Source organism: Pseudomonas sp. CK-NBRI-02 (genome assembly GCF_008124495.1).
GTDB classification, from domain to species: Bacteria; Pseudomonadota; Gammaproteobacteria; order Pseudomonadales; family Pseudomonadaceae; genus Aquipseudomonas; species Aquipseudomonas guariconensis.
Map to the genome: position 1 here is coordinate 35387 of NZ_VSJH01000042.1, position 20115 is coordinate 55501.

Sequence of the window (20115 nt, forward strand, 5' to 3'; positions counted from 1 at the left end):
TCACACCTGTGGTTTTTTCGAATCGCAAGAGGAGGCGGATATGAGTGATCCTGTCACGTATTTCTGGATCGCCCTGGTGGCGATCATTCTGCTAGTCGATCTCTGGGCCATCGTCAGCGTGTTCCGCAGCGACAAGTCCGACGGCACCAAAGTGCTGTGGTCGTTGCTGCTGGTGCTGTTCCCAGTGATCGGGCTGGCCATCTGGGGCGTTGCCGGGCCGCGCGGCATCAAGCGTGGCACCGGACCGACTTCGCCTGAGCACAGCAAAGGATAGGAGGGGACGATGACCCAAGCTACCCACGAACCTGCTAAGCGCCCGCCCAAGGGTGAGGCCGAACGCGACAACGACGCCCATCGTCCTGATGGCTCGACCGGTACTGCGCACGACTCGACGGCGCAAAAGGCCGCGCGGGACAAAGGCAAACGCCACTGAGCCTGCCCAAGTTGGGCATGGTTAAAGGTCTACCCACGCTTGGCGCGAGGCTTTCGGGGCGTCGTGCTCGCAGCCTGCATCGACGCTACACTTGCATCGTCGAGATAGGCGGGTACGACCGAACCGAGGGCGCCCATGCGCAAGCTTTATCGACCGATGCTCTTGTCACTGATGTGTTTCCTGCTTGCCCCGGCGGCTGCCGGGGCAGCGCCGCCGTGCAAGCACTTGGTGGCAACAGGCAATCCCGAGTACCCGCCTTACCTGTGGCGCGACCCGCAGAACCCGCAACGCCTGATCGGCGCCAATGCCGATCTGCTCCAGCGCCTTGGCAGCGAACTGGGGCTTGAGATCGACGTGGTCTATGGCGGGCCGTGGTCGCGTGCGCAGGAGCAGGTCAAGAGCGGGCGGATCGACTTGATTGCCGGCGCCTTTCGTACCGCATCGCGCGAAGTCACCATGGATTTCATTCCCCCGCCGTTCCTGAACACGCCCAGCGTGGTCTGGGTGCGTCACGACGACCCGTTTTCCTACACAGGGTGGGCCGACCTGCAAGGGCGCAGCGGTGGCACCCTGGTCAACAACAGCTACGGCCAGCAATTTGACGACTACGCCAACGCTCACCTGAAACTCGAAGCGGTCCCCAGCGCGGACCAAGCGTTTCGCAAGCTGTTGTTCAAACGCAACGACTACGTCATCTACGAGCTTTACCCAGGACTGGCGCTGGCCCGCACTCTGGGCATCTCCCAGCAAGTGCAGGCGCTGGCGCCGCCTGTTTCCAGCGAAGGGCTGTACCTGACCCTCTCCCATCACTCGGCCTGCAACCAGCCCGAGCTACGGGCGCAACTGGCACAAAAACTCACCGACCTGCTCGACCGTGCCGTGCCCAGGCAACTGCTGGAGCAAAACCTCAAGCGCTGGCAGGACCAGCAGGCTCGGTCGGGTACGACGGGCAAGCCTTGATGGCGGCCTCACTTGAACCAGTTCAGCGCTCGGGGTTCGCAGTTGAGCAGCACATGCTTGAGTTCGCTGAATTCCTCTAGCCCTGCCGCCGACAGCTCGCGGCCAATGCCGCTGGCCTTGAAGCCGCCCCAGGGCGCCTGGGGAAAGGCCACGTTGTAGTCGTTCACCCAAAGCGTCCCCACCCGTAGCCGCCGCGCCAGACGATGGGCCCGGCCTAGGTCTGCGGTCCACACGCCCGCCGCCAAGCCATAGGGCGTATCGTTGGCAAGCTGAACGGCATGGTTCTCGTCGGTGAAGCGCTCGACGGTGATCACCGGCCCGAAGATTTCCTCACGGGCGATGCCCATGTCGGCCTGGACCTCGGTGAGTAGGGTAGGGCGCAGCCAGAACCCCTTGCTCAAGTGCGCGTCCCTGGGGATATGGCCACCTGCGCTCAGGCGGGCGCCTTCGCCTTGCGCCGTCTGGACCAGTGCCAGCACACGATCCCGATGCGCCGCCGAGATCAGCGGGCCCATGCGCGTACGGCTGTCGAAGCCATCGCCCAGGACGATGGCTTCGATGCGTTCGGCCAGGCGCTCGACGAAGCGGTCATGGATGCTCGCCTCCAGCAGCAGGCGCGACCCGGCCGAGCACACTTGCCCGGCATTGAAGAACACTGCGTTGAGCGCTTGGTCCAGCGCCACGTCCAGGTCGGCGTCGGCGAACACGATGTTCGGGTTCTTGCCGCCAAGTTCCAGGGCCAGGCGCTTGAAGTTGCCACTGGCGGCCTGCATGACCTTGGCGCCGGCATTGGCGCCACCGGTGAACGACAGCATGTCCACCCGCGCGCTGAGCGCCAGGCGATGGCCCACGGCGCCATCGCCGCAAACCAGGTTGAACACGCCGGGCGGCAGCGCGAGGGCGGCCAGCAGCGATGTCAGGTGCAAGGCGCTCAGCGGCGTCAGTTCGCTGGGTTTGAGAATCACCGTGTTCCCTGCGGCCAGGGCGGGCGCGAGTTTCCAGGCGGTCTGCAGCAGCGGGTAGTTCCACGGCACGATCAGTGCGCAGACGCCCACCGGCTCATGGCGCGTGACGCTGATGACATGGGCGGGCGCCTGGGGATGGGCGATGTCGGTGCGCGCTTCGAGCAGCCCCGCGTAGTAGCGGAAGGTGGCTACCACGCAGGCCAGGTCGGCCTCGCTTTCGCCGAGGGTCTTGCCAGTGTTGAGGGTTTCCAGGCGCGCCAGATGGGCGGCATCGGTTTCGATGGCCGCCGCGATGCGCAGCAGCACGGCGCTGCGCTCGTTCGGCGGCAGCTGGGGCCAGGGGCCGTGGTCGAAGGCGTGGCGGGCAGCGTCGATCGCGGCATCGATATCGTCGGCGCTTGCCTCTGGCGCCAGGGCGAGCAGGGTTTCGTCGGCGGGGTTGATGATTTCCCGATAGCGCTTGCTGTGCGGTTCACGCCACTGTCCTGCAATGAAGAGCTGATGATGCGCCATGCTGCGTTTCCTCGTGTGCATTGGAAATGACCGCACCATAGCCAGGCCCCTGGGCGCGATCTTGACCGAATGCGACAGCCATTACCGCCCGTGCATTCGCGACAAGCCAGGTCGCATCGCGTCAAGTCCTCGGTTGTGTGCTCCCTAGACTCGGGGATGTGAATGCGTACCCGGGGGGTGCGCTCGAAGCCCGAGGAACTGCCATGCACAACCCATCCATCGCCGTGTTAGACGCCCATGCCCAGCCCCGCGTCGAGCTCGCTTGCGCGTTTCGCTGGACTGCCCGCCTGGGCATGCACGAGGCCATCGCCAACCATTTCAGCCTGGCCGTGTCCGAGGACGGAAGGCGCTTTCTGATCAACCCCTATGGGCGGCATTTTTCCAGGATGCGCGCCAGCGACCTGTTGCTGCTCGATGCCGATGATCCTTCGGCCCTGCAGCGCCCCGGGGCGCCGGACATCACCGCCTGGGCTTTGCACGGTGCCTTGCATCGCCAGCACCCGCACGCGCGCTGCATCCTGCATGTGCATTCCAAGTACGCCACGGCCTTGGCCTGCCTGGCCGATTCACGCCTGCCGCCGATCGAGCAGAACGCCATGCGCTTCTTCGAGCGCGTGGCCATCGACGAGGGTTTCGATGGCATGGGCCTGGGGGATGAAGCGGAGCGAGTGAGTCGTCAGCTGGGCGACAAGCCGATCCTGCTGATGGGCAACCACGGCGTACTGGTGGCGGCGCCCAGCGTGGCCCAGGCCTTCGACGATCTCTACTACTTCGAGCGCGCCTGCGAGCTTTACCTCACCGCTCTGGCCACCGGCCGCCCGCTGCGCATCGCCAGCGACGCCGTGGCGCGCAAGACGGCCCGGCAGTGGTTGGACTACCCGGACTTCGCCACCCGCCATTTTGCCGCGCTGCAGGAAATCCTCGATGAACAGGAGCCGGACTACCGCGCCTGAACGTCCCAACCCTTTGCCACGCCCACCCTCAACCGTTCTGGAGTCGCTCGCATGCCGAAGAAAACAGCCGTATCCGTGCTCGCCGCATCGCTGTTCGCCGCAGCCTTTGCCACCGCCCAGGCGGGGGACCCCGTCGCCTGCCAGACCGTGCATTTCGCCGAGGTCGGCTGGGCCGACATCGCTGCCACTACAGGCCTTGCCACCACCGTGCTGCAGGGCCTGGGCTACAAGACCAAGACGCAGATGCTGTCGATCCCGATGGCTTACCAAGCCATGGAGATGAAGACGATCGATGTCTATCTCGGCGCATGGATGCCCTCGATGGCGGCGATCTCTACGCCGTTTCTGGAAAAAGGCAGCGTCGAGCGGGTGCGCACCAACCTGACCGGCGCCAAGTACACCCTGGCGGTGCCGGACTATGCCTACGAGGCTGGGCTCAAGGATTTCAAGGACATCGCCCGGCTCAAGGACCAGTTGCAGGGGCGCATCTATGGCATCGAGGCGGGCAACGACGGCAACCAGATCATCCAAGGCCTGATCGACAAGGATCGCTACGGCCTCAAGGATTTTCGCCTGGTCGAGTCGAGCGAGGCCGGCATGCTGGTGGAGGTGCGCCGGGCCGTGCGCTCGAAAAAACCGATCGTGTTCCTGGGCTGGGAGCCGCACCCGATGAACACCCAGTTGTCGATGCGCTACCTCAGTGGCGGCGATGACGACTTCGGGCCCAACTATGGCGCTGCGGTGGTCGATACCCACACCCGCAAAGGCTTTGGCCAGGAGTGCCCGAACGTTGGGGCGCTGTTATCGCGGATGGAGTTCCAGCTTGGGATGGAGAGTCAGATCATGGGCGCGATCCTCAACGACAAGCGAAAGCCTGCGCTGGCATCGCGTGAATGGCTCAAGCGCAATCCGCAGGTGCTGGACAGCTGGTTGGCGGGGGTGACGACCTTCGATGGCCAGCCGGGCGTGTCGGCGGTGCGCCGTTACCTGGGGCTCTAGCGCAAGGCCCCCGGGGCCGCGTTGCGGCCCCAAAGGTTCGCATTGCGCTTAGATCGCCAACGGCTGCCGGTCATGCCCTAACGGTTGACGCATGACCGGCGCGTTCAAACTCTGCGAACGGTCATTGCTCGGCGCACAGCCAAACTTGGCGCGGTAGGCGCGGGAGAAGTGCTCCAACGAGCCGAACCCAGCGCTGGCGGCTACCTGGGCGACGCTCATGCGGGTTTGCTGCAACAGGTTGTGCGCACGCGCCAGGCGCAGGCTGAGGTAGTACTTCAATGGCGTCAGGCCGGTGTGCTGCATGAACTGGCGCTCCAGTTGCCGACGCGACAGCGCCACCCGCTCGGCGATGGCCTCGCAACTCAGCGGCTCTTCCAGGTGCTGCTCCATCAGCTCGATGGCCCGCCCCATCTTGCCCGCCTGGGCGTGCAGGCTGCGGCGATAGCCCTCAGCCTGCTGGACCTGCGGCTCACGCACCTGCTCGATGAGCATGTGCATGGCCACCTCGCGCGCCAGATTGCCGCCGGCCAGGTGATCCAGCCAGTTGAGGACCATGTCCAGCACGGCGGTGGCGCCCGCGCAGGTCAGACGCTTGCGCCCCAGCGAGTAGAGCTGCGCGCACGCCTGGACCTTGGGGTAGCTTTCCTGGAAGCCTTGCAGGTTGTCCCAGTGCACCGCCGCCGGATGGCCATCGAGCACGCCGGCGGCGGCGAGTAGCTCGGTGCCGGTCTCGATGCCGACCATGATTGCGCCGAATGCGGCCTGGCGCTTGATCCAGGCCTTCAGCGCCGGGTTGCGTGCATGGCGGTGCACGTCGAAGCTGGCAATCACCGCGCAGGCGTCGAACTCGGTGTGCTCGCCGATGCCTGCCTGGGCGCTGGCCAGCAGGCCGTTGCTGGCGGGCACGGGCTGGCCGTCCACCGAGAGCAGGGTCCACTGGAACAGACTGCGTTGGGCCAGCCAGTTGGCGATCGAGAATGGCTCGATCAGCGAGGCCAGGCCGAAATTGGAAAACGACGGCAACAACAGGATGCCGATGCGCAGGGGAGGGCTGGCGGGGCCCTGCCATTGAAGGCCAAGGGTTTCGGATCGGTTCATGGTTGCACCAGGCTCGACAATGGGCGTCGGCTGCATGGGCCGGCGCCTCGTTCATAGAAAAGGCCCGCTGCGCCTATCCAAGCGCAGCGGGTCGGCTTTGGCAAGCGCGCTTCAGCGCTGGCATTGGCGCCAGTGCGGGTGAATCCACACCGGGGCATCGTTGGCCGGCAACGGGTCATGGCCGCGGATCAAGTCACTGGCCTTCTCGGCGATCATCACCGTGGGCGCGTTGGTGTTGCCACTGACGATCTGCGGCATGATCGAGGCGTCGACCACCCGTAAACCACGCAGGCCATGCACGCGCAACTGCGGGTCGACCACCGCCTCCGGATCGCCGGCCGGGCCCATCTTGCACGTGCCGCTGGCGTGGTAGCCGGTCTCGGTGACGCGCCGCGCCCAGGCGTCGAGCTGCGCATCGCTCACTTGGTCGGCACCGGGTACCAGCTCATCGCCCGCATAGGCACGCATCGCCGGTTGCGCGAGGATCTCGCGCACCAGTCGGGCACCGGCGCGCATGTCGGCGCGGTCGCGTTCGCTGGTGAGGTAGTTGAACAGGATGCGTGGCGCCTGGTGCGGGTCGGCGCTGGTCAGGCTGACACTGCCCAGGCTGGTGGGACGCATCAGGTCGATGTGCACCTGGAACGCGTGCTCCGGCACCAGATCGACGCTGCCCGGTTGCACCGCCAGGGGCATGAAGGTCAGTTGCAGGTCGGGAAACTCCACGCCCGCCCGCGAACGGATGAAGGCGCCGGCCTCGAAATGATTGCTCGCCGCCAGGCCATCGTGGCTGGCGAACCAGCGCGCGCCGATCAGCCATTTGCCTGGCGCCCGCGTCCAGGGATAGATCGACACCGGCTGCTTGCAGCGGTACTGCACCACGGTGTCGGGATGATCGTTGAGCCGCTGACCAACCCCTGGCAGATCCCGCACCACGGGAATGCCCAGGCGCTGCAGGTCCTCGGCAGGGCCAACGCCGGAGAGCATCAGCAGTTGGGGCGAGTTGATGGCGCCTGCGCTGAGCAGCACTTCGCGGCGCACGCGCACCTGGTGCACGGCACCGTCCATTTCCAATTCCACCCCGTAGGCCTGGTCGCCGTCGAACAGAATCCGGCGGCTCAGCGCCGAGGTGGCGACCGTGACGTTGCCGCCTTGGAGCGCTTCGGCCAAGTAGCCGCGAGCAGTGCTCCAACGCTTGCCGTCGCGGGTGGTGCGGTCGACCGGGCCGAAGCCTTCCTGGCGGTAGCCATTGAGGTCGCCGCTCGCGCCGTAGCCGGCTTGCTGTCCGGCTTCGATGAAGGCCTGGCACAGCGGTGACGACGTATCGCCTGGGGTGACGTGGAGCAGCCCGGCCCCGCCCCGGTAGCGGTCGGCGCCGTCCCGGTGGTTTTGCGCACGGATGAAGTACGGCAGCACCTCGCGGTAGCTCCAGCCCTCGCAGCCGTGCTCGGCCCAGCCGTCATAGTCGCGGGCATGGCCGCGGATGTAGACCATGCCGTTGATCGACGAGGAACCGCCCAAGGTGCGCCCGCGTGGCGTGCCGATACGCCGGCCGTCCAGGCCCGGCTCCGGTTCGCTGCTGTAGCGCCAGTTGAAACGCGTGCCGCCCACCACGATGCCCACGGCCGAGGGCATGTCGATGGTCCAGCTGGCGTCCGGCGGGCCGGACTCCAGCACCAGGATGCGCAGCGCCGGGTTCTCGCCCAGGCGCTTGGCCAGCACGCAGCCGGCCGAGCCTGCGCCGATGATCACGTAGTCGTATTCATGCCCGAGCATAAGGCTCTCCCTCAACGGTCAGCGGCCTTCGCCGATTCCGTCGAACACCAGCTTGTGGAAGTGATGCACCAGGTGCTCGCTTTCGTTGCTGCGTTCGGCATCGATCATGTAGCGGCCTTGGTCGTAGCCCAGCGAGTGCAGGCCTTTCTGCACACTGATGTTGAGCTCGATGTCTTCCGGGCCCAGGTCTTCGTTCATCCATTTCATGCAGGCATGGGAAACCGCCGGCACCTGTTCGTGCGGGCTGTAGTAGCCAAAGCGCAGCAGCGAGCGTTCGGCGTCCAGCGGAATCATGATGAAGGTGCCGAGGAACTCGGAGAACGGGAAGGTATAAAAGGTGTTGTTCGGCCATAGGCCAATGTTGAAGAAGCGCTCGTCGGGGTTGCGCGGCCCGCTGAGTTTCACGCCGTAGGCTTCCATGGCCTGCAGGTTGGCTGGGGCGATGTAGGTCCACCAGTTGTCACGCTTGGTCAGGCGGTAGCCTTTGAAGTCGATCAGCTTGGCCAGGTCGATATGGCAAGGGCCGGACAGCTTGAAGTGATACCCCTCGATGGAGTTGTCCATGATCACCTTCCAGTTGGCCGGCACGATCACGTCCTGCTCCTCGATCAGGCGCATCTTGCCCAGCTCGGGAAACACCGCTCGCATCTCTTCATCGGCGCCGGGGAACAGTTCGGCCAGCGAGGGGGCTTGGGCGTCGAAGTTGAAGTAGACGAAGCCACCGAGCTCTTCGACGCGGACCTTGGGAATATTGAACTGCTGCTTGTCGAAGGCGATCAGCCGTTCGCTACGTGGTGCGCTGCGCAGGCTGCCGTCCATTTCGTAGCACCAAGAGTGATAGGCGCAGCGCAGCACCCGGGTGTCGCTGCCCCGGCGCACGTCCAGCAAGCGATTGCCGCGGTGCTGGCAGACGTTGTGAAAGGCATTGATCTTGCCATCGTTGCCACAGGCCACCACCACGCTCTGGTCAAAGATGTCGCAAACCACGAATTGCCCGGGCTCTGCGAACTCGTTGCGATGGCCGGCCAGGTGCCAGGCGCTCATGAAGATGCGGTCGCGTTCGGCGGCGAAAATCTGCTCATCGAAGAAGTAACGCGAGGGCAGGGTGAACGCCTGTTCCGGGCGCTGATCGGCCCAATCTGCAATGCAAGTGCTGTGCTTGAACTGTTCGACGGATTGCATGGCTGGTCTCCTCCAGACATTGCCCCTTGGGTTCGGTCAGGGGCTTGCTCGGAAGTTAATCTAGGGGAGGGGCAACAGGCGCTCTTGATGGAAAGCGACAACATTCGCCTGTGTTGGCGGGAGTGCTACGGCGATAGGAACGTGCCCTTGGGGCGCGGTCTTCGCCCCTGGCCTGGCACCGTTGGCAAAGTTTTTGATTTTTTTGAAAAAAGCGCTTTACAGCTGGGGGGCGCCCCCTTAATATGCGCGCCACACGACAGGCACATAGCTCAGTTGGTTAGAGCACCACCTTGACATGGTGGGGGTCGTTGGTTCGAGTCCAATTGTGCCTACCAAACAAAAGCCCCGGGTTTCCGGGCACGAAAAGGGCGATCCGCAAGGGTCGCCCTTTTTTCGTTTGCAAAGTTGTTGCAAACCCCGCCTAAGAAGGGCCACTTCACACATACAGGTTGGAATTAGGCGCGTGTTCATCTCGAAGTAGGCCCGGACCTGTCCCGTGACAGCGACAGGTCCGCTGAAAGTGTTCAGTGCACCTTTCTAGGCGCCTGGCTGCAGGGCATGGTGTGACGAGGTTGGCTCTGTAACCACTCGATCAACGCCCCCAGTGGCAAGGGATGGGCGAGCCAGAAGCCTTGGCCTTGTTCGCAGCCTTTGTCGCGAAGCCACTCAAGTTGCGCCTGCGTTTCGATACCTTCGGCCACCACCTGCATATCCAGCGCATGGGCAATCCCCAAGATCGCACGGACGATGGCTTGGTCGGAGGTATTATCAGAAAGTTCCTTTACAAAAGACCGATCGATTTTCAATTTATGAAAGTGCAAGCCGCGCAGACGACTCAGTGACGAGTAGCCGGTTCCGAAGTCGTCCATGGACAGTGAAATCCCAGCGTGATTCAGCGCGCGTGCGTGCTCGGTCACCAACTCCAGATTGTGCATGGCGACATCTTCGATGATTTCGATTTCCAGGCGGTTGGTGGGCAGGCGGGCTGCATCGCAAAGGTTGGTCACCGTTTGCACGAAGTCGTAACTGCAAAATGAACTGGCACTGATGTTCACTGCGACGGGGACATCCAACAGGCCCTCTTCGATCAGTCGGGCATTGTCTTGGCAGGCTTTATCCAGTACCCACCGCGTCAGCTCTGGCATCAGCCCATAGGTTTGCGCGATGGGTAGGAACTCATTCGGCGCGATGAGCGTGCCGCTGTGGTCACGCCAACGTATCAAGGCTTCCAGTCCGCAAGGGGCTCGGCTTTGCAGGTCGAACTGCAATTGGTAATGCAGCTCGAATTCTTCTTTCTGGATGGCCTCGCGCAAACGCGTCGAGAGTTGGAAAACGTACTCTGATTTTTTTCGCATCTCTTGGTCGAACAGGCATGTCTGCATGCGGTCACTGGACTTTGCCTGGTACATGGCAATGTCCGCAGCGCTGACCAATGCATCGCTGGTTTCTCCATGTTGGGGATACAAACTTATGCCGATACTGGCGGAGACTCTTAGCGGCATGTCATTGATCAAGAAGGGGTCTTCCAAGCTATGCAACAGGCGATGGGAGACTGCTTGCAGCGTGAGCTCGTCACTCGAGGTGATGAGTGCGATGAACTCATCGCCGCCAATCCGTCCCAAACTGTCGTTTTCGCGAAGGCTGGCACGAAAGCGCTCTGCGACTTGTGTCAGCACTTTATCGCCGATGGTGTGGCTGTAGTTGTCGTTGATCTGCTTGAAACCATCCAGGTCGATATACAACACGGCAAGTTGCTCGTGTTGTATCCGGCATTGCACTAGCGCGTTGTCCAGGGTTTTGATCAGTTGATGGCGATTGAGGCAGCCGGTGAGGCTGTCATGCGCAGCCAGTTGGATGATGCGCTCCGATAACCGGCGCCGCTCGCTGATGTCATAGCAGATGCCGACAAAAGCCTTACGCCCGTCGAATTGAAATTCACTGACATTCAGGTACATGGGGAACTGTGAGCCGTCCTTGCGCTGCCCCACGACTTCACGACCTACGCCAATTATCGTTCGATTCCCGGTCTTGGAATAATTGGCCAAATAGCCGTCATGGGCTTTTGCATAATCCGTAGGCATCAAGCACGACACGTTTCGCCCAATGAGTTCTTCTTGCCCATAGCCAAAGTCTTGTTGGACCGAGCGGCTGACCGCTTGGACGATACCCCGTTCATTAATGATTACCACGGTATGCATCGAAGCGTCGGTGAATACTTCAAACATGGAGAGGTCAATGTTGCACAGATCAGTTTTCAAGCGTTGCATTGCGCTTCAAATTCCTTTCGGTCCACGGTCAGGACGCTGCAATTTTGGTGTTGCGCAGTAGGGGTTCGTGCACTGAAAACGTGTTTCAGTAATGGCTAAAACCACATGATTATTAAGCTTTTTAGAGAGTGAGTTTTTGCTGCAGAGAGGAAATCTTTCGCTGGCGGGGAATATTTTTATCGATCGTGGCCGTACAGCTGCAGCGGGCCGGTCCGGGCAAAGTCACATGCGATAGGCTGCATGGATAAAGGCCAATGGCCTTCTTTATAAGCGGGAAGGGGTGCACTTGCCTGATGGGCGGTACCTTGGGTGATCGATGCTAAATCGGCCCCACCGGCCTGCACCGGCAGGTCGCACATGGGCAAAAAAATGACGTAAACAGATTACGTACCCTTTAAACCCAGCACGTACATTGACCCTCTAGTAAAGTAAGAATAATTAGTCGACCAATGCATGTCTCATCAGGCCAATACGGCGAATGTGTGAAAGCTAAATCGTGTCGCTTCCCAAGCGAAAGCTGCTTTCATATTGACGGCTCGCACCCCGTTGGGGCTAAAACAAGTTAGCGTGCTAAGTGGTATTGTTGAACGACGGTTCAAAAAAACACGGCGTCTTTGCGACCGCAGGATTAACGTTGCAATTTTCAAATAACTAAAAAAACAAATTTTAATATATCGATTATTTCGAGAATTATTAAAAGTAGCCCGTGATGGGTGCTCGCCTGCATGTCGAAGAGGTATCTGTATGTCGTCGCAAAAGGACGGAAAGCCTGCTCAAAACGGCTTTCCTCCCCAGTCCATCGGCTTTCTTTTGCTGGACAGTTTCACGCTGATCTCCCTGGCGTCCGCCGTCGAACCGCTGCGCATGGCCAACCAGCTTTCTGGACGCGAGCTCTACCGTTGGCACACCCTGACCGTCGATGGTGGCCAAGTCTGGGCCAGCGATGGCTTGCAGATTGTCCCCGACGCCGCCATGCACAACGCGCCGCCGATGGATACCGTGATTGTCTGCGGTGGCGTCGGCATTCAACGCACCGTCACCCGTGAACATATCACTTGGCTACAGGCCCAGGCGCGCAAGTCGCGGCGCTTGGGCGGGGTATGCACCGGCAGTTGGGCGCTTGCCTGCGCCGGGTTGCTCGACGGTTTCGATTGCAGCGTGCATTGGGAGTGCCTGGGCGCGATGCAGGAAGCCTTTCCGCGGGTAAACATGAGTACCCGCTTGTTCAGCCTGGATCGCAACCGCTTCACCAGTTCGGGAGGCACAGCCCCCTTGGACATGATGCTGCACCTGATCAGTCGCGAGCACGGTCGAGAACTCTCGGCGGCCATTTCAGAAATGTTCGTGTATGAGCGTATTCGTAATGAGCAGGACCATCAGCGTGTGCCGCTCAAGCATATGCTCGGCACCAATCAGCCGAAGTTGCAGGAAATCGTCGCGCTGATGGAGGCCAATCTGGAGGAGTTGATTGATCTGGATGAGCTGGCCAAATATGTGAATATTTCACGGCGCCAACTTGAACGATTGTTTCAGAAAAACCTGAACTGTACCCCCTCTCGTTATTATCTGCGGTTGCGTCTTGTCCGGGCGCGTCAATTACTCAAGCAAACGCACATGTCGATCATCGAGGTGGCTTCCGTGGTGGGCTTTGTCTCCACGCCGCACTTTTCCAAGTGCTACCGGGAATACTTCGGAGCGCCACCGAAAAACGAAAGAGCTACCTCCAATACTTCGCAAAAGCTGCTGCTGGATGACGACGAGACAAAGGGGCCAGACGACACCACTAAAAGTTCGCTCGACCAAGCACAAAGCGAGTCGACTTTCGCGAGCGTGAAGTTAAAACTTTAACCCTGCGCAAAACGGGTAGGGGCACAGCGACCCCTCCCGCCAGTGACCCTTCAGTTTCCGTGGGTGTGCTCTTTTCCATCTTGGTGGACATGCGTCGTTGGCGAAGGTGTGGCGGGCTGGGCAACGTCCGTTTCGGCCCCGCCATGCCCATCGTGGTGACCTGAGCTGTGTGCTGAGTCGGAGGGTGGATGATGCGCCTTCGATTGCTCCGTACCCTGACCATGGTGGCCTCCAGCGCTGTGCATCGCACTCTCACCACCGCTGTGCTGGTGGCCGCCACTGCTCGCCACCATCGCCTGATACTGCTGAGCGTCCATCTGGGGCAGTCGATCGAGGAAGGCGACGATCCCCCAGATGTACTGATCCCCCATGCTCTTGCCCCATGCCGGCATGCCTGTGGCCTTGATGCCATGCTTGATGGTCCAGAACGCCACGGCGGGATTATCACCGGTCCCGATCTTGGCCAGGTTCGGAGGCGGGGGGTAGAGCGCTTGGCTGAGTTCGGTCTGGTCAACCCCAGGGGCGAGGTGGCACCCGACGCACATGGCGTTGTAGTTGCCCGCTCCCGTGCGGATCAGTGCTTCATCCTTGAGGTTCGGCACCTCGATATCCCTGGCGCGCACTTCGATGGAGCGCTCCCGGGCCATGACCAGGAAGGCATGCACGGCGGGGAAGTGGGGATCATCGGCGCCCACGTTGACCAGGCCCGAGTAGGCGGCGCCCAACACGGCGGCACTCGCTACCGCGCCTGCGACCACGAGCGTTGTCATTGTTCTTTTCATTCAAGGTCTCAGAACCACATCCGAATCCCGGCAACGAAGCGCGCCTCTTCCACATCCCCGTCTTCGTCGCGAATCAGGTCAGCGGTCTTGCCGTAGGAGCGGCTCCAGGTAACGCCGATGTACGGCGCGAATTGACGAACGATTTCATAACGAAGACGCAGGCCGACTTCGGTGTTGGCAAGGCCCGAACCGACGCCGCGCGCAGGATCGTTCTTCCCATAGAAGTTGGCCTCGGCGATGGGCTGCAGGATCAGGCGATTGGTCAACAGAATGTCGTACTCGCCCTCAAGACGCGCGGCTGTCTGACCATTCTCGCCAATGAACGCAGTGGCTTCGGCTTCGAAGTCGTAAAGCGCCATGCCCTGCACACCAAACGCTGCCCAGGTCTGCGGTGATTCGGGCTTGAAGTCCTGGCGAACCCCGGCCACCACGTCCCACCAAGGGCCGATGGCGCGGCCATAGAGCAATTGCAACTCGGCATCCTCGGTCACCCCGTTGGTCCGTTCGCCTTCGGAGCGGATCCACAACCGATTGATATCGCCCCCCACCCATCCCGAGGCATCCCAGGCCAGCGCACTGCCTTCTTCTGCGTCCTGATATTCCAGCTGATCGAGCAAGAAGAAGCTGTTGATCGCGCTGTCATGCATCTTGTGACCGTCCAGCGGGGGAAACGCGGCCTTGCGATCGGCGTCCGTGAGAACCGGAATGGGGGTTCGACTGGTCGTTCGGGGGGCGTCGTCGGTGCCAGGGTTCATGATTGAATGATCCATGGCACCGTGGTCCATCCCCTCCATGCTGCCGTGACCCATCGTGCCGTGGTCCATGCCCTGCATGGCGCCGTGGTCCATCGACGAGTGCTCCATTTTTTCAGCCGCGAAGCTCGGCGTCCCGCCCAGTGTGCCGAGGGAAATGGCCAATGCCATGAGCGAGGGTCGCACCCGCCTATTGGTCATCTTTCCCTGCCTTGGCTTTGTCGCCGCCCTGGGATTCCATCATCTTGCGGTGATCCATGCCCTTCATCTTGCCGTGATCCATGCCCTTCATCGCGTCATGGTCCATGCCTTTCATCTTGCTGTGATCCATGCCTTTCATCGAGCCATGGTCCATCCCCTTCATGGCATCGGGCTGGCCGGCAGCCTGGGTAGATTTCTGAACGTGTTGCTCATGATCATCGCTGGACCACGAGGACGGCGTGTAGACCGCCAGCAGGCCTGCCAATGCGGCAGAGAAGACATAGGCGTTTCGTTTCATGGTTTTGCTCATTTCAGATCTCCAGTTCATTCGTCCACACGAACTTCTCGGAACATGCCCATTTCCATGTGGAACAGCAGGTGGCAGTGATAGGCCCAACGACCCAAGGCATCCGCCGTCACGCGGTAGCTTCGTTTGGAGCCTGGGGGGATATCGATCGTATGTTTTCGGACCATGAAGTTGCCGTGTTCATCCTCCAGATCGCTCCACATGCCATGCAGGTGGATGGGGTGAGTCATCATGGTGTCGTTGACCAGCGTGATGCGAAGACGCTCGCCATACTTCAGGCGCAGCGGCTCGGCATCGGAGAACTTGATGCCGTCGAAGGACCAGGCGAACTTTTCCATGTGACCGGTCAGGTGCAGTTCCACGGTCCGCCCCGGCTCACGGCCGTCCGGGTCAGCGAAGGTGCTTCGCAGGTCCGCGTAGGTCAGCACACGGCGGCCGTTTTTGCGCAGGCCAATTCCAGGATCATTGAGCTTGGGCGTCGGGGTCATGGTCTGCATGTCGACCAGAGGGTTGTTGGTTTCCGACGCAGGATGGGTCTGCATGGCACCGTCCATGCCAGCCATGCTGCCGTGATCCATCCCGGCCATCTGGCTGTGGTCCATACCCGCCATGCTGCCGTGGTCCATTCCAGCCATCTGGCCGTGGTCCATGCCAGTCATGCTGCCGTGATCCATACCCATGTCGCTCATCGAGATGAGCGGGCGTGGATCGACCGCGGGGACGGGCGCCTGCAGGCCTTCGCGTACTGCCAAGGTGCCCCTGGAATACCCGGTACGGTCCATGGACTGAGCGAAAATGGTGTACGCCTGCGCGTCCTCGGGCTCGACGATGACATCGTAGGTTTCCGCCACGGCGATTCGGAATTCATCGACCGAGACGGGATCGACATGCTGACCATCCGCTGCGACGACAGTCATCTTCAAGCCGGGGATCCGTACATCGAAATAAGTCATGGCCGAGCCGTTGATGAAGCGCAGCCGAATTTTCTCGCCGGGTTTGAAAAGGCCGGTCCAGTTTCCATCAGGGGCCTGGCCATTCATCAGATAGGTGTAGGTATAGCCACTGACGTCGGCGAGGTCGGTGGGGCTCATCTTCATTTGGGCCCACATCTTGCGATCGGCCATGGCCGCTGACCAGCCCATTTCGCTGACATCGTCGATGAAGTCGCCAACGGTGCGCTTGTGGAAGTTGTAGTAGTCAGACTGTTTCTTGAGCTTGGACAGAACCCGGGCAGGATCCTCATCGGTCCAGTCGCTGAGCATGACCACGTAATCGCGATCATAGGTGAATGGCTCGGGCTCCTTGGCATCGATGACCAGCGCGCCATACACCCCGACCTGTTCCTGAAGGCCAGAGTGACTGTGGTACCAGTAGGTACCGTTCTGCTGGACCTTGAACCTGTACTCGTACATCCCGTCGGGGGCGATGCCGTGAAAGCTCAGCCCAGGCACCCCGTCCATGTTCGCCGGAAGGATAATGCCGTGCCAGTGGATGGAGGTGTCCTGCTTCAAGCGGTTGCGCACACGCAGCGTGACGGTGTCGCCCTCGCGCCAGCGAAGAATGGGGCCTGGCAGCGAGCCGTTGATGGCCATGGCCGTACGCGCGGCGCCGGTGAAGTTGACCGGCAGGTCTGCGATATACAGATCGAACTCGGTGCCCGTCAGCACGCTGGGTTGGCCAGGGCTGGTCACGGCCCAGACCGGTGTGCGCCACATGCCCAATCCACCCAGTAGTCCGGTCGCGGCCAGGCCTTTGACGAAGGATCGTCTTGTGGTTTTGCTTTGCATGCCGTTGCGTCCAGTCAGTCATATAGTGGCTGATGTACGGGCTATCGGGTCAGCGTCCTTGGTCCCGAGAGCACTCGCACTTTCCAGGCTTACGATAGGCAGGCAGCGCTGTCAGAAAACTGAGTGCAACATTACAGATCTGTCAGGTGTTGGCGAGCAGCATCAGGATCTTGCTCAAGGTCGAGCTGAGTGCCCTGGTTTTGCGCTCAGAGCATCAATGCCAACAATGCAGCAGTCAGCGCTGGCGGCATCACCAGCAAGCCCAGGCGCAGGAAGCGCCAGGCACTGACATGCTCGCCTTCGCGACGGATTGCCACCAGCCATAGCAAGGTCGCCAGGGAGCCTGTGATCGACAGGTTAGGGCCCAGGTCTACACCAATCAGCAGCGCGGCCGTCGTCTGTCCGGGTAACTCGACCAGATGCCCCATGGCCCCGGCGATCAGCCCGGTGGGCAGGTTGTTCATCAGGTTGCTGGCAAGGGCGACACCCACGCCTGCGGCCCAGCTGGCCTGGGTGGGCGAGACCTGGGCCCGTGCCGCCAGGGCCTGAGCCAGCCGGTCGATGACGCCGGTCTGGGCCACGGCTTCGACGAGCACGAACAAACCTGCCACCAGCGGCAGCACGCCCCAGGCCACGTGCCTGAGCACCGGCATCGGGCTACGTCGCTGACGCAGGTGGATCAGCCCGGTGGTGGCCAGACCTGCGCAAAAGGTTGGCAGGCCCAAGGGCATGTCCAGTGCCGACGCCGTCAGCAACAGGGTACCGGTCAGCACAATCCCCACGGCGCTCAGCCTGGCCCCTTGGGACAAGGGCTGCGGGTCGATTTCCAAGGCCAAGGGTTGGCGAATCTGCCGACGCTGGGTGATCCGCAGGACCGCGTAGGTCAGGCCGATGGCCGCCAGCGACGGCAAAGTGAACTGCCTGAGCCATTCCAGCAGCGGCGGCATCTGGCTGCCGAATACGACCAGGTTGGCGGGGTTGGAAATCGGCAACACGAAGCTGGCGGCGTTGGCGATGAACGCGCAGATGAACAGGTACGGCAGCGGTTCGGCCTTGGCCGCCCGGCAGGCGGCGTAGACCGCCGGGGTCAGCACCACGGCAGTCGCATCGTTGGAGAGGAACACGGTAACCAGCGTGCCTACCAGGAACACCAAGTCGAACAACCGCTGCCCGGAGCCACGGGCGTGGCCCACCGCGTACCGGGCGAGCCAGTCGAACAAACCTTCCTGTCGTGCCAGTTCGGCCAATACCATCATGCCGATGAGAAACAGATAGACATCACCGCCTTCGGCGATAGCGGCCATGGCACGGTGCAATGGAATCAGCCCCAGGCCTGTCAGCAGCAGCGCGCCTCCCATGGCCCAGACGTATTCAGGGATGCGCCAGGGGCGCAGGATGACGCCACAGGTGGCCAGGGCGGCCACGGTCCAGATGAGGAGTGAGGGGTTGGAGAGTGTCATGCTCGATTCAGGATCCAGCGGGTAAGGAAATGCCGGTCGTCGTGGCGACATGCAGGCGATTGCGGCCCGCCTGCTTGGCGGTATAGAGCGCCTGGTCGGCGCGTTCGAGCAGCGATTGGCTGCTGTCGAGGGAGGCACCGGCCGCGCAGGCGATGCCGATACTGGCGGTCACCTGGCCAAAAGGGCTGCCTTGGTGGGCGATGGACGCCATGGCCAGGCACTCCAGCATCAGCCGCGCCACGACGACGGCACCGTCGCAGTCGGTGTCGGGCAGGACCACTGTCATTTCTTCGCCTCCGTAACGTGCCAGGAGGTCGCACGGGCGACGGATGCAGCCGGTGAGCAGGCCGGCGATTCGCTGCAGGCAGGCATCGCCGGCCGGATGGCCGTAGGTGTCGTTGTAGCGTTTGAAGTGGTCGATATCGATCATCAGCAGGGACAATGGCGTCCCACTTCGACGGGCTCTTCGAATCTCCTCGTCCAGCACCTCGTCGAAGCGGCGTCGGTTGGCGAGTCCGGTCAGAGCATCGAGCATCGCCTGGCGTTCGAGCTGTTGATTGCTGTCGAGCAACTGTTGTTGGGTCTCTCTGAGCTCACGCTCTGCGGCGATCCGTCGGCCCATGGCGCGAATCAGCAGCCAGCCGATGGCGCCGGTGAGGGCGAGCAGACCGCAGACCACCAACGCCGACAGTTGCGCCTCGAAGCGCCAGGCCGCGAGCGCCTCGCGTTTGCCCAGGGCGACGGTTGTCACCAGGGGGAGGGTGTCGCTCTTGCGAAATGCATACAGGCGCTCCACGCCATCCAGGCTGGAGGTGAACGAGGCCGTGCCCACTGACTGATCGACGAGGTACTTGGCATAGATGGGCGATTTGGAGAAGTTGCGCCCCATGTCCTGTTCGCGAAACGGGTAACGCACCAGTATCGCCCCGTCGGTGTACGACAGCCCGATGGCGCCGTCCTGGCCCACATCCAGCTGTCCGAACAGGTGCAGGAAGTTCTCCACGCCCAGCGTCACGGCAACGACGCCGGCGAAATCGCCATGGGCATCGTTGAAGCGGCGGCTGATGGTGATGACCCATTCCTGGTTGGTGCGGCTGCGGATAGGAAGGCCGATGAACGGCTCGCGGGAAGGATCGTCGCGGTGATGGATGAAGTAGGCGCGGTCGCTGCTGTTGGCACCGACGGGCATGGGGCTGTTGGAGGACATGAGCCCGCGGCCATCCTTGTCATAGATGGTGATGCCGCTCAACTGCGGCATCAACGGGTGCTGACGGCTCACCAGCTGGCTCAGGCGTTCGATCTGCGAAGGCCCGCTGCCTTCGGTTTCCAGCCGCTCGATGAGGCCGAGCAACAGCAGCGAGCTCTGTCGCACGATGCCCTCAGAATAGGTGGACAGTGCCTGGGTGAGGTTCAAGGCGTGGGTATTGATGTCTTCCAGTGCCCGCTCGCGAGAGGCCATGACCTTCCACAGTGTCAACGATGCGAGCGAACAACCGATGATCGACAGCAGCAGAACGACGAGGTGGATGTCACGCTTCACATAGATACCTGATGGGAATTCCGATTTCTCTTGCGGGTCGCGAATGCGTGGGGGATTCGCAACGGGCACTCCCGGCCCTGTGCCACACACCAAGCAGACTGACACTGCCACGGGTGGCTAACCTAGCGGTCAAGAAGTAACCAGGTGGTCCAATTGGCGAAATATAACACTGCTTATGTCGGAGTGTCTGACAGATATTATGAAGAATACGTCAGATGACTGCCTGCTGAATCATTGCTTCCAGCAGGCAGCCCGGCGGGGATCAAAGCATGAAAACGGCGATCAACAGACTGGC

Annotated in this window: 17 protein-coding genes and 1 tRNA gene; 7 read left to right on the top strand and 11 right to left on the bottom strand. The window is 61.8% G+C overall.

Going from position 1 to position 20115, the window contains the following annotated elements; genetic code table 11:
* Positions 1-40: 40 nt before the first annotated feature.
* The 3 genes from DQ397_RS23535 to DQ397_RS23540 all read left to right on the top strand — a co-directional run bounded on the left by DQ397_RS23535 (position 41) and on the right by DQ397_RS23540 (position 1393).
* The gene (locus tag DQ397_RS23535) at positions 41-274 is read left to right on the top strand and encodes a PLD nuclease N-terminal domain-containing protein (RefSeq protein ID WP_043209000.1); all 234 of its coding nucleotides are present in this window, start codon (positions 41-43) and stop codon (positions 272-274) included.
* Positions 275-283: 9 nt separating this feature from the next.
* On the top strand, positions 284-433 hold the full coding sequence (locus tag DQ397_RS24595; protein ID WP_168166359.1) for a hypothetical protein: 150 nt from the start codon (positions 284-286) through the stop codon (positions 431-433).
* 135 nt (positions 434-568) lie between these two features.
* Positions 569-1393 carry an ABC transporter substrate-binding protein gene (locus DQ397_RS23540; RefSeq protein ID WP_043208999.1) on the top strand — a complete coding sequence of 275 codons (825 nt, stop codon included), beginning with the start codon at positions 569-571 and terminating at the stop codon, positions 1391-1393.
* Positions 1394-1401: 8 nt separating this feature from the next.
* On the opposite strand, the gene DQ397_RS23545 is transcribed toward DQ397_RS23540, so the two are convergent.
* Complete coding sequence (locus DQ397_RS23545) at positions 1402-2871, bottom strand: aldehyde dehydrogenase family protein (RefSeq protein WP_043208998.1); 1470 nt, start codon at positions 2869-2871, stop codon at positions 1402-1404.
* A 203-nt stretch (positions 2872-3074) separates the two neighbouring features.
* On the opposite strand from DQ397_RS23545, the gene DQ397_RS23550 reads away from it, so the two are divergent.
* Positions 3075-3824 (top strand): class II aldolase and adducin N-terminal domain-containing protein, encoded by a 750-nt coding sequence (locus tag DQ397_RS23550; protein ID WP_043208997.1) that lies wholly within the window; start codon positions 3075-3077, stop codon positions 3822-3824.
* A 51-nt stretch (positions 3825-3875) separates the two neighbouring features.
* The gene (locus DQ397_RS23555) at positions 3876-4823 is read left to right on the top strand and encodes a choline ABC transporter substrate-binding protein (protein ID WP_043208996.1); all 948 of its coding nucleotides are present in this window, start codon (positions 3876-3878) and stop codon (positions 4821-4823) included.
* 48 nt (positions 4824-4871) lie between these two features.
* Here DQ397_RS23555 and DQ397_RS23560 read toward each other — a convergent pair whose 3' ends face one another.
* The 3 genes from DQ397_RS23560 to DQ397_RS23570 form a co-directional block, all read right to left on the bottom strand.
* Positions 4872-5921: a GlxA family transcriptional regulator gene (locus DQ397_RS23560; protein WP_052352424.1), complete on the bottom strand. Its 1050-nt coding sequence runs from the start codon at positions 5919-5921 to the stop codon at positions 4872-4874.
* 111 nt (positions 5922-6032) lie between these two features.
* Positions 6033-7694: a choline dehydrogenase gene (locus DQ397_RS23565; RefSeq protein WP_043208993.1), complete on the bottom strand. Its 1662-nt coding sequence runs from the start codon at positions 7692-7694 to the stop codon at positions 6033-6035.
* An 18-nt stretch (positions 7695-7712) separates the two neighbouring features.
* Positions 7713-8876, bottom strand: coding sequence for an aromatic ring-hydroxylating dioxygenase subunit alpha (locus DQ397_RS23570; RefSeq protein WP_043208992.1), 1164 nt, complete (start codon positions 8874-8876; stop codon positions 7713-7715).
* Positions 8877-9134: 258 nt separating this feature from the next.
* Here DQ397_RS23570 and DQ397_RS23575 point away from each other — a divergent pair.
* Positions 9135-9211: transfer RNA gene (locus DQ397_RS23575), tRNA-Val, on the top strand.
* A 189-nt stretch (positions 9212-9400) separates the two neighbouring features.
* Here DQ397_RS23575 and DQ397_RS23580 read toward each other — a convergent pair.
* Positions 9401-11143 (bottom strand): EAL domain-containing protein, encoded by a 1743-nt coding sequence (locus DQ397_RS23580; RefSeq protein WP_043208991.1) that lies wholly within the window; start codon positions 11141-11143, stop codon positions 9401-9403.
* A gap of 744 nt (positions 11144-11887) precedes the next feature.
* Here DQ397_RS23580 and DQ397_RS23585 point away from each other — a divergent pair.
* Complete coding sequence (locus DQ397_RS23585; protein ID WP_043208990.1) at positions 11888-12991, top strand: GlxA family transcriptional regulator; 1104 nt, start codon at positions 11888-11890, stop codon at positions 12989-12991.
* 50 nt (positions 12992-13041) lie between these two features.
* On the opposite strand, the gene DQ397_RS23590 is transcribed toward DQ397_RS23585, so the two are convergent.
* The 6 genes from DQ397_RS23590 to DQ397_RS23615 all read right to left on the bottom strand — a co-directional run bounded on the left by DQ397_RS23590 (position 13042) and on the right by DQ397_RS23615 (position 19820).
* Entirely contained in the window at positions 13042-13773 is a 732-nt protein-coding gene (locus tag DQ397_RS23590; RefSeq protein WP_043208989.1) for a cytochrome c, read from the bottom strand.
* 8 nt (positions 13774-13781) lie between these two features.
* Positions 13782-14726 carry a copper resistance protein B gene (locus DQ397_RS23595; RefSeq protein ID WP_148921636.1) on the bottom strand — a complete coding sequence of 315 codons (945 nt, stop codon included), beginning with the start codon at positions 14724-14726 and terminating at the stop codon, positions 13782-13784.
* Entirely contained in the window at positions 14716-15036 is a 321-nt protein-coding gene (locus tag DQ397_RS23600) for a hypothetical protein (protein ID WP_043208987.1), read from the bottom strand. Before DQ397_RS23600 ends, DQ397_RS23595 begins: the two co-directional genes overlap by 11 nt.
* A 14-nt stretch (positions 15037-15050) precedes the next feature.
* Positions 15051-16820: a copper resistance system multicopper oxidase gene (locus DQ397_RS23605; protein WP_043208985.1), complete on the bottom strand. Its 1770-nt coding sequence runs from the start codon at positions 16818-16820 to the stop codon at positions 15051-15053.
* Between the two features lie 206 nt (positions 16821-17026).
* Positions 17027-18280 carry an arsenic transporter gene (locus tag DQ397_RS23610; RefSeq protein ID WP_043208982.1) on the bottom strand — a complete coding sequence of 418 codons (1254 nt, stop codon included), beginning with the start codon at positions 18278-18280 and terminating at the stop codon, positions 17027-17029.
* Positions 18281-18287: 7 nt separating this feature from the next.
* On the bottom strand, positions 18288-19820 hold the full coding sequence (locus DQ397_RS23615; protein ID WP_043208981.1) for a sensor domain-containing diguanylate cyclase: 1533 nt from the start codon (positions 19818-19820) through the stop codon (positions 18288-18290).
* Between the last annotated feature and the right edge of the window lie 295 nt (positions 19821-20115).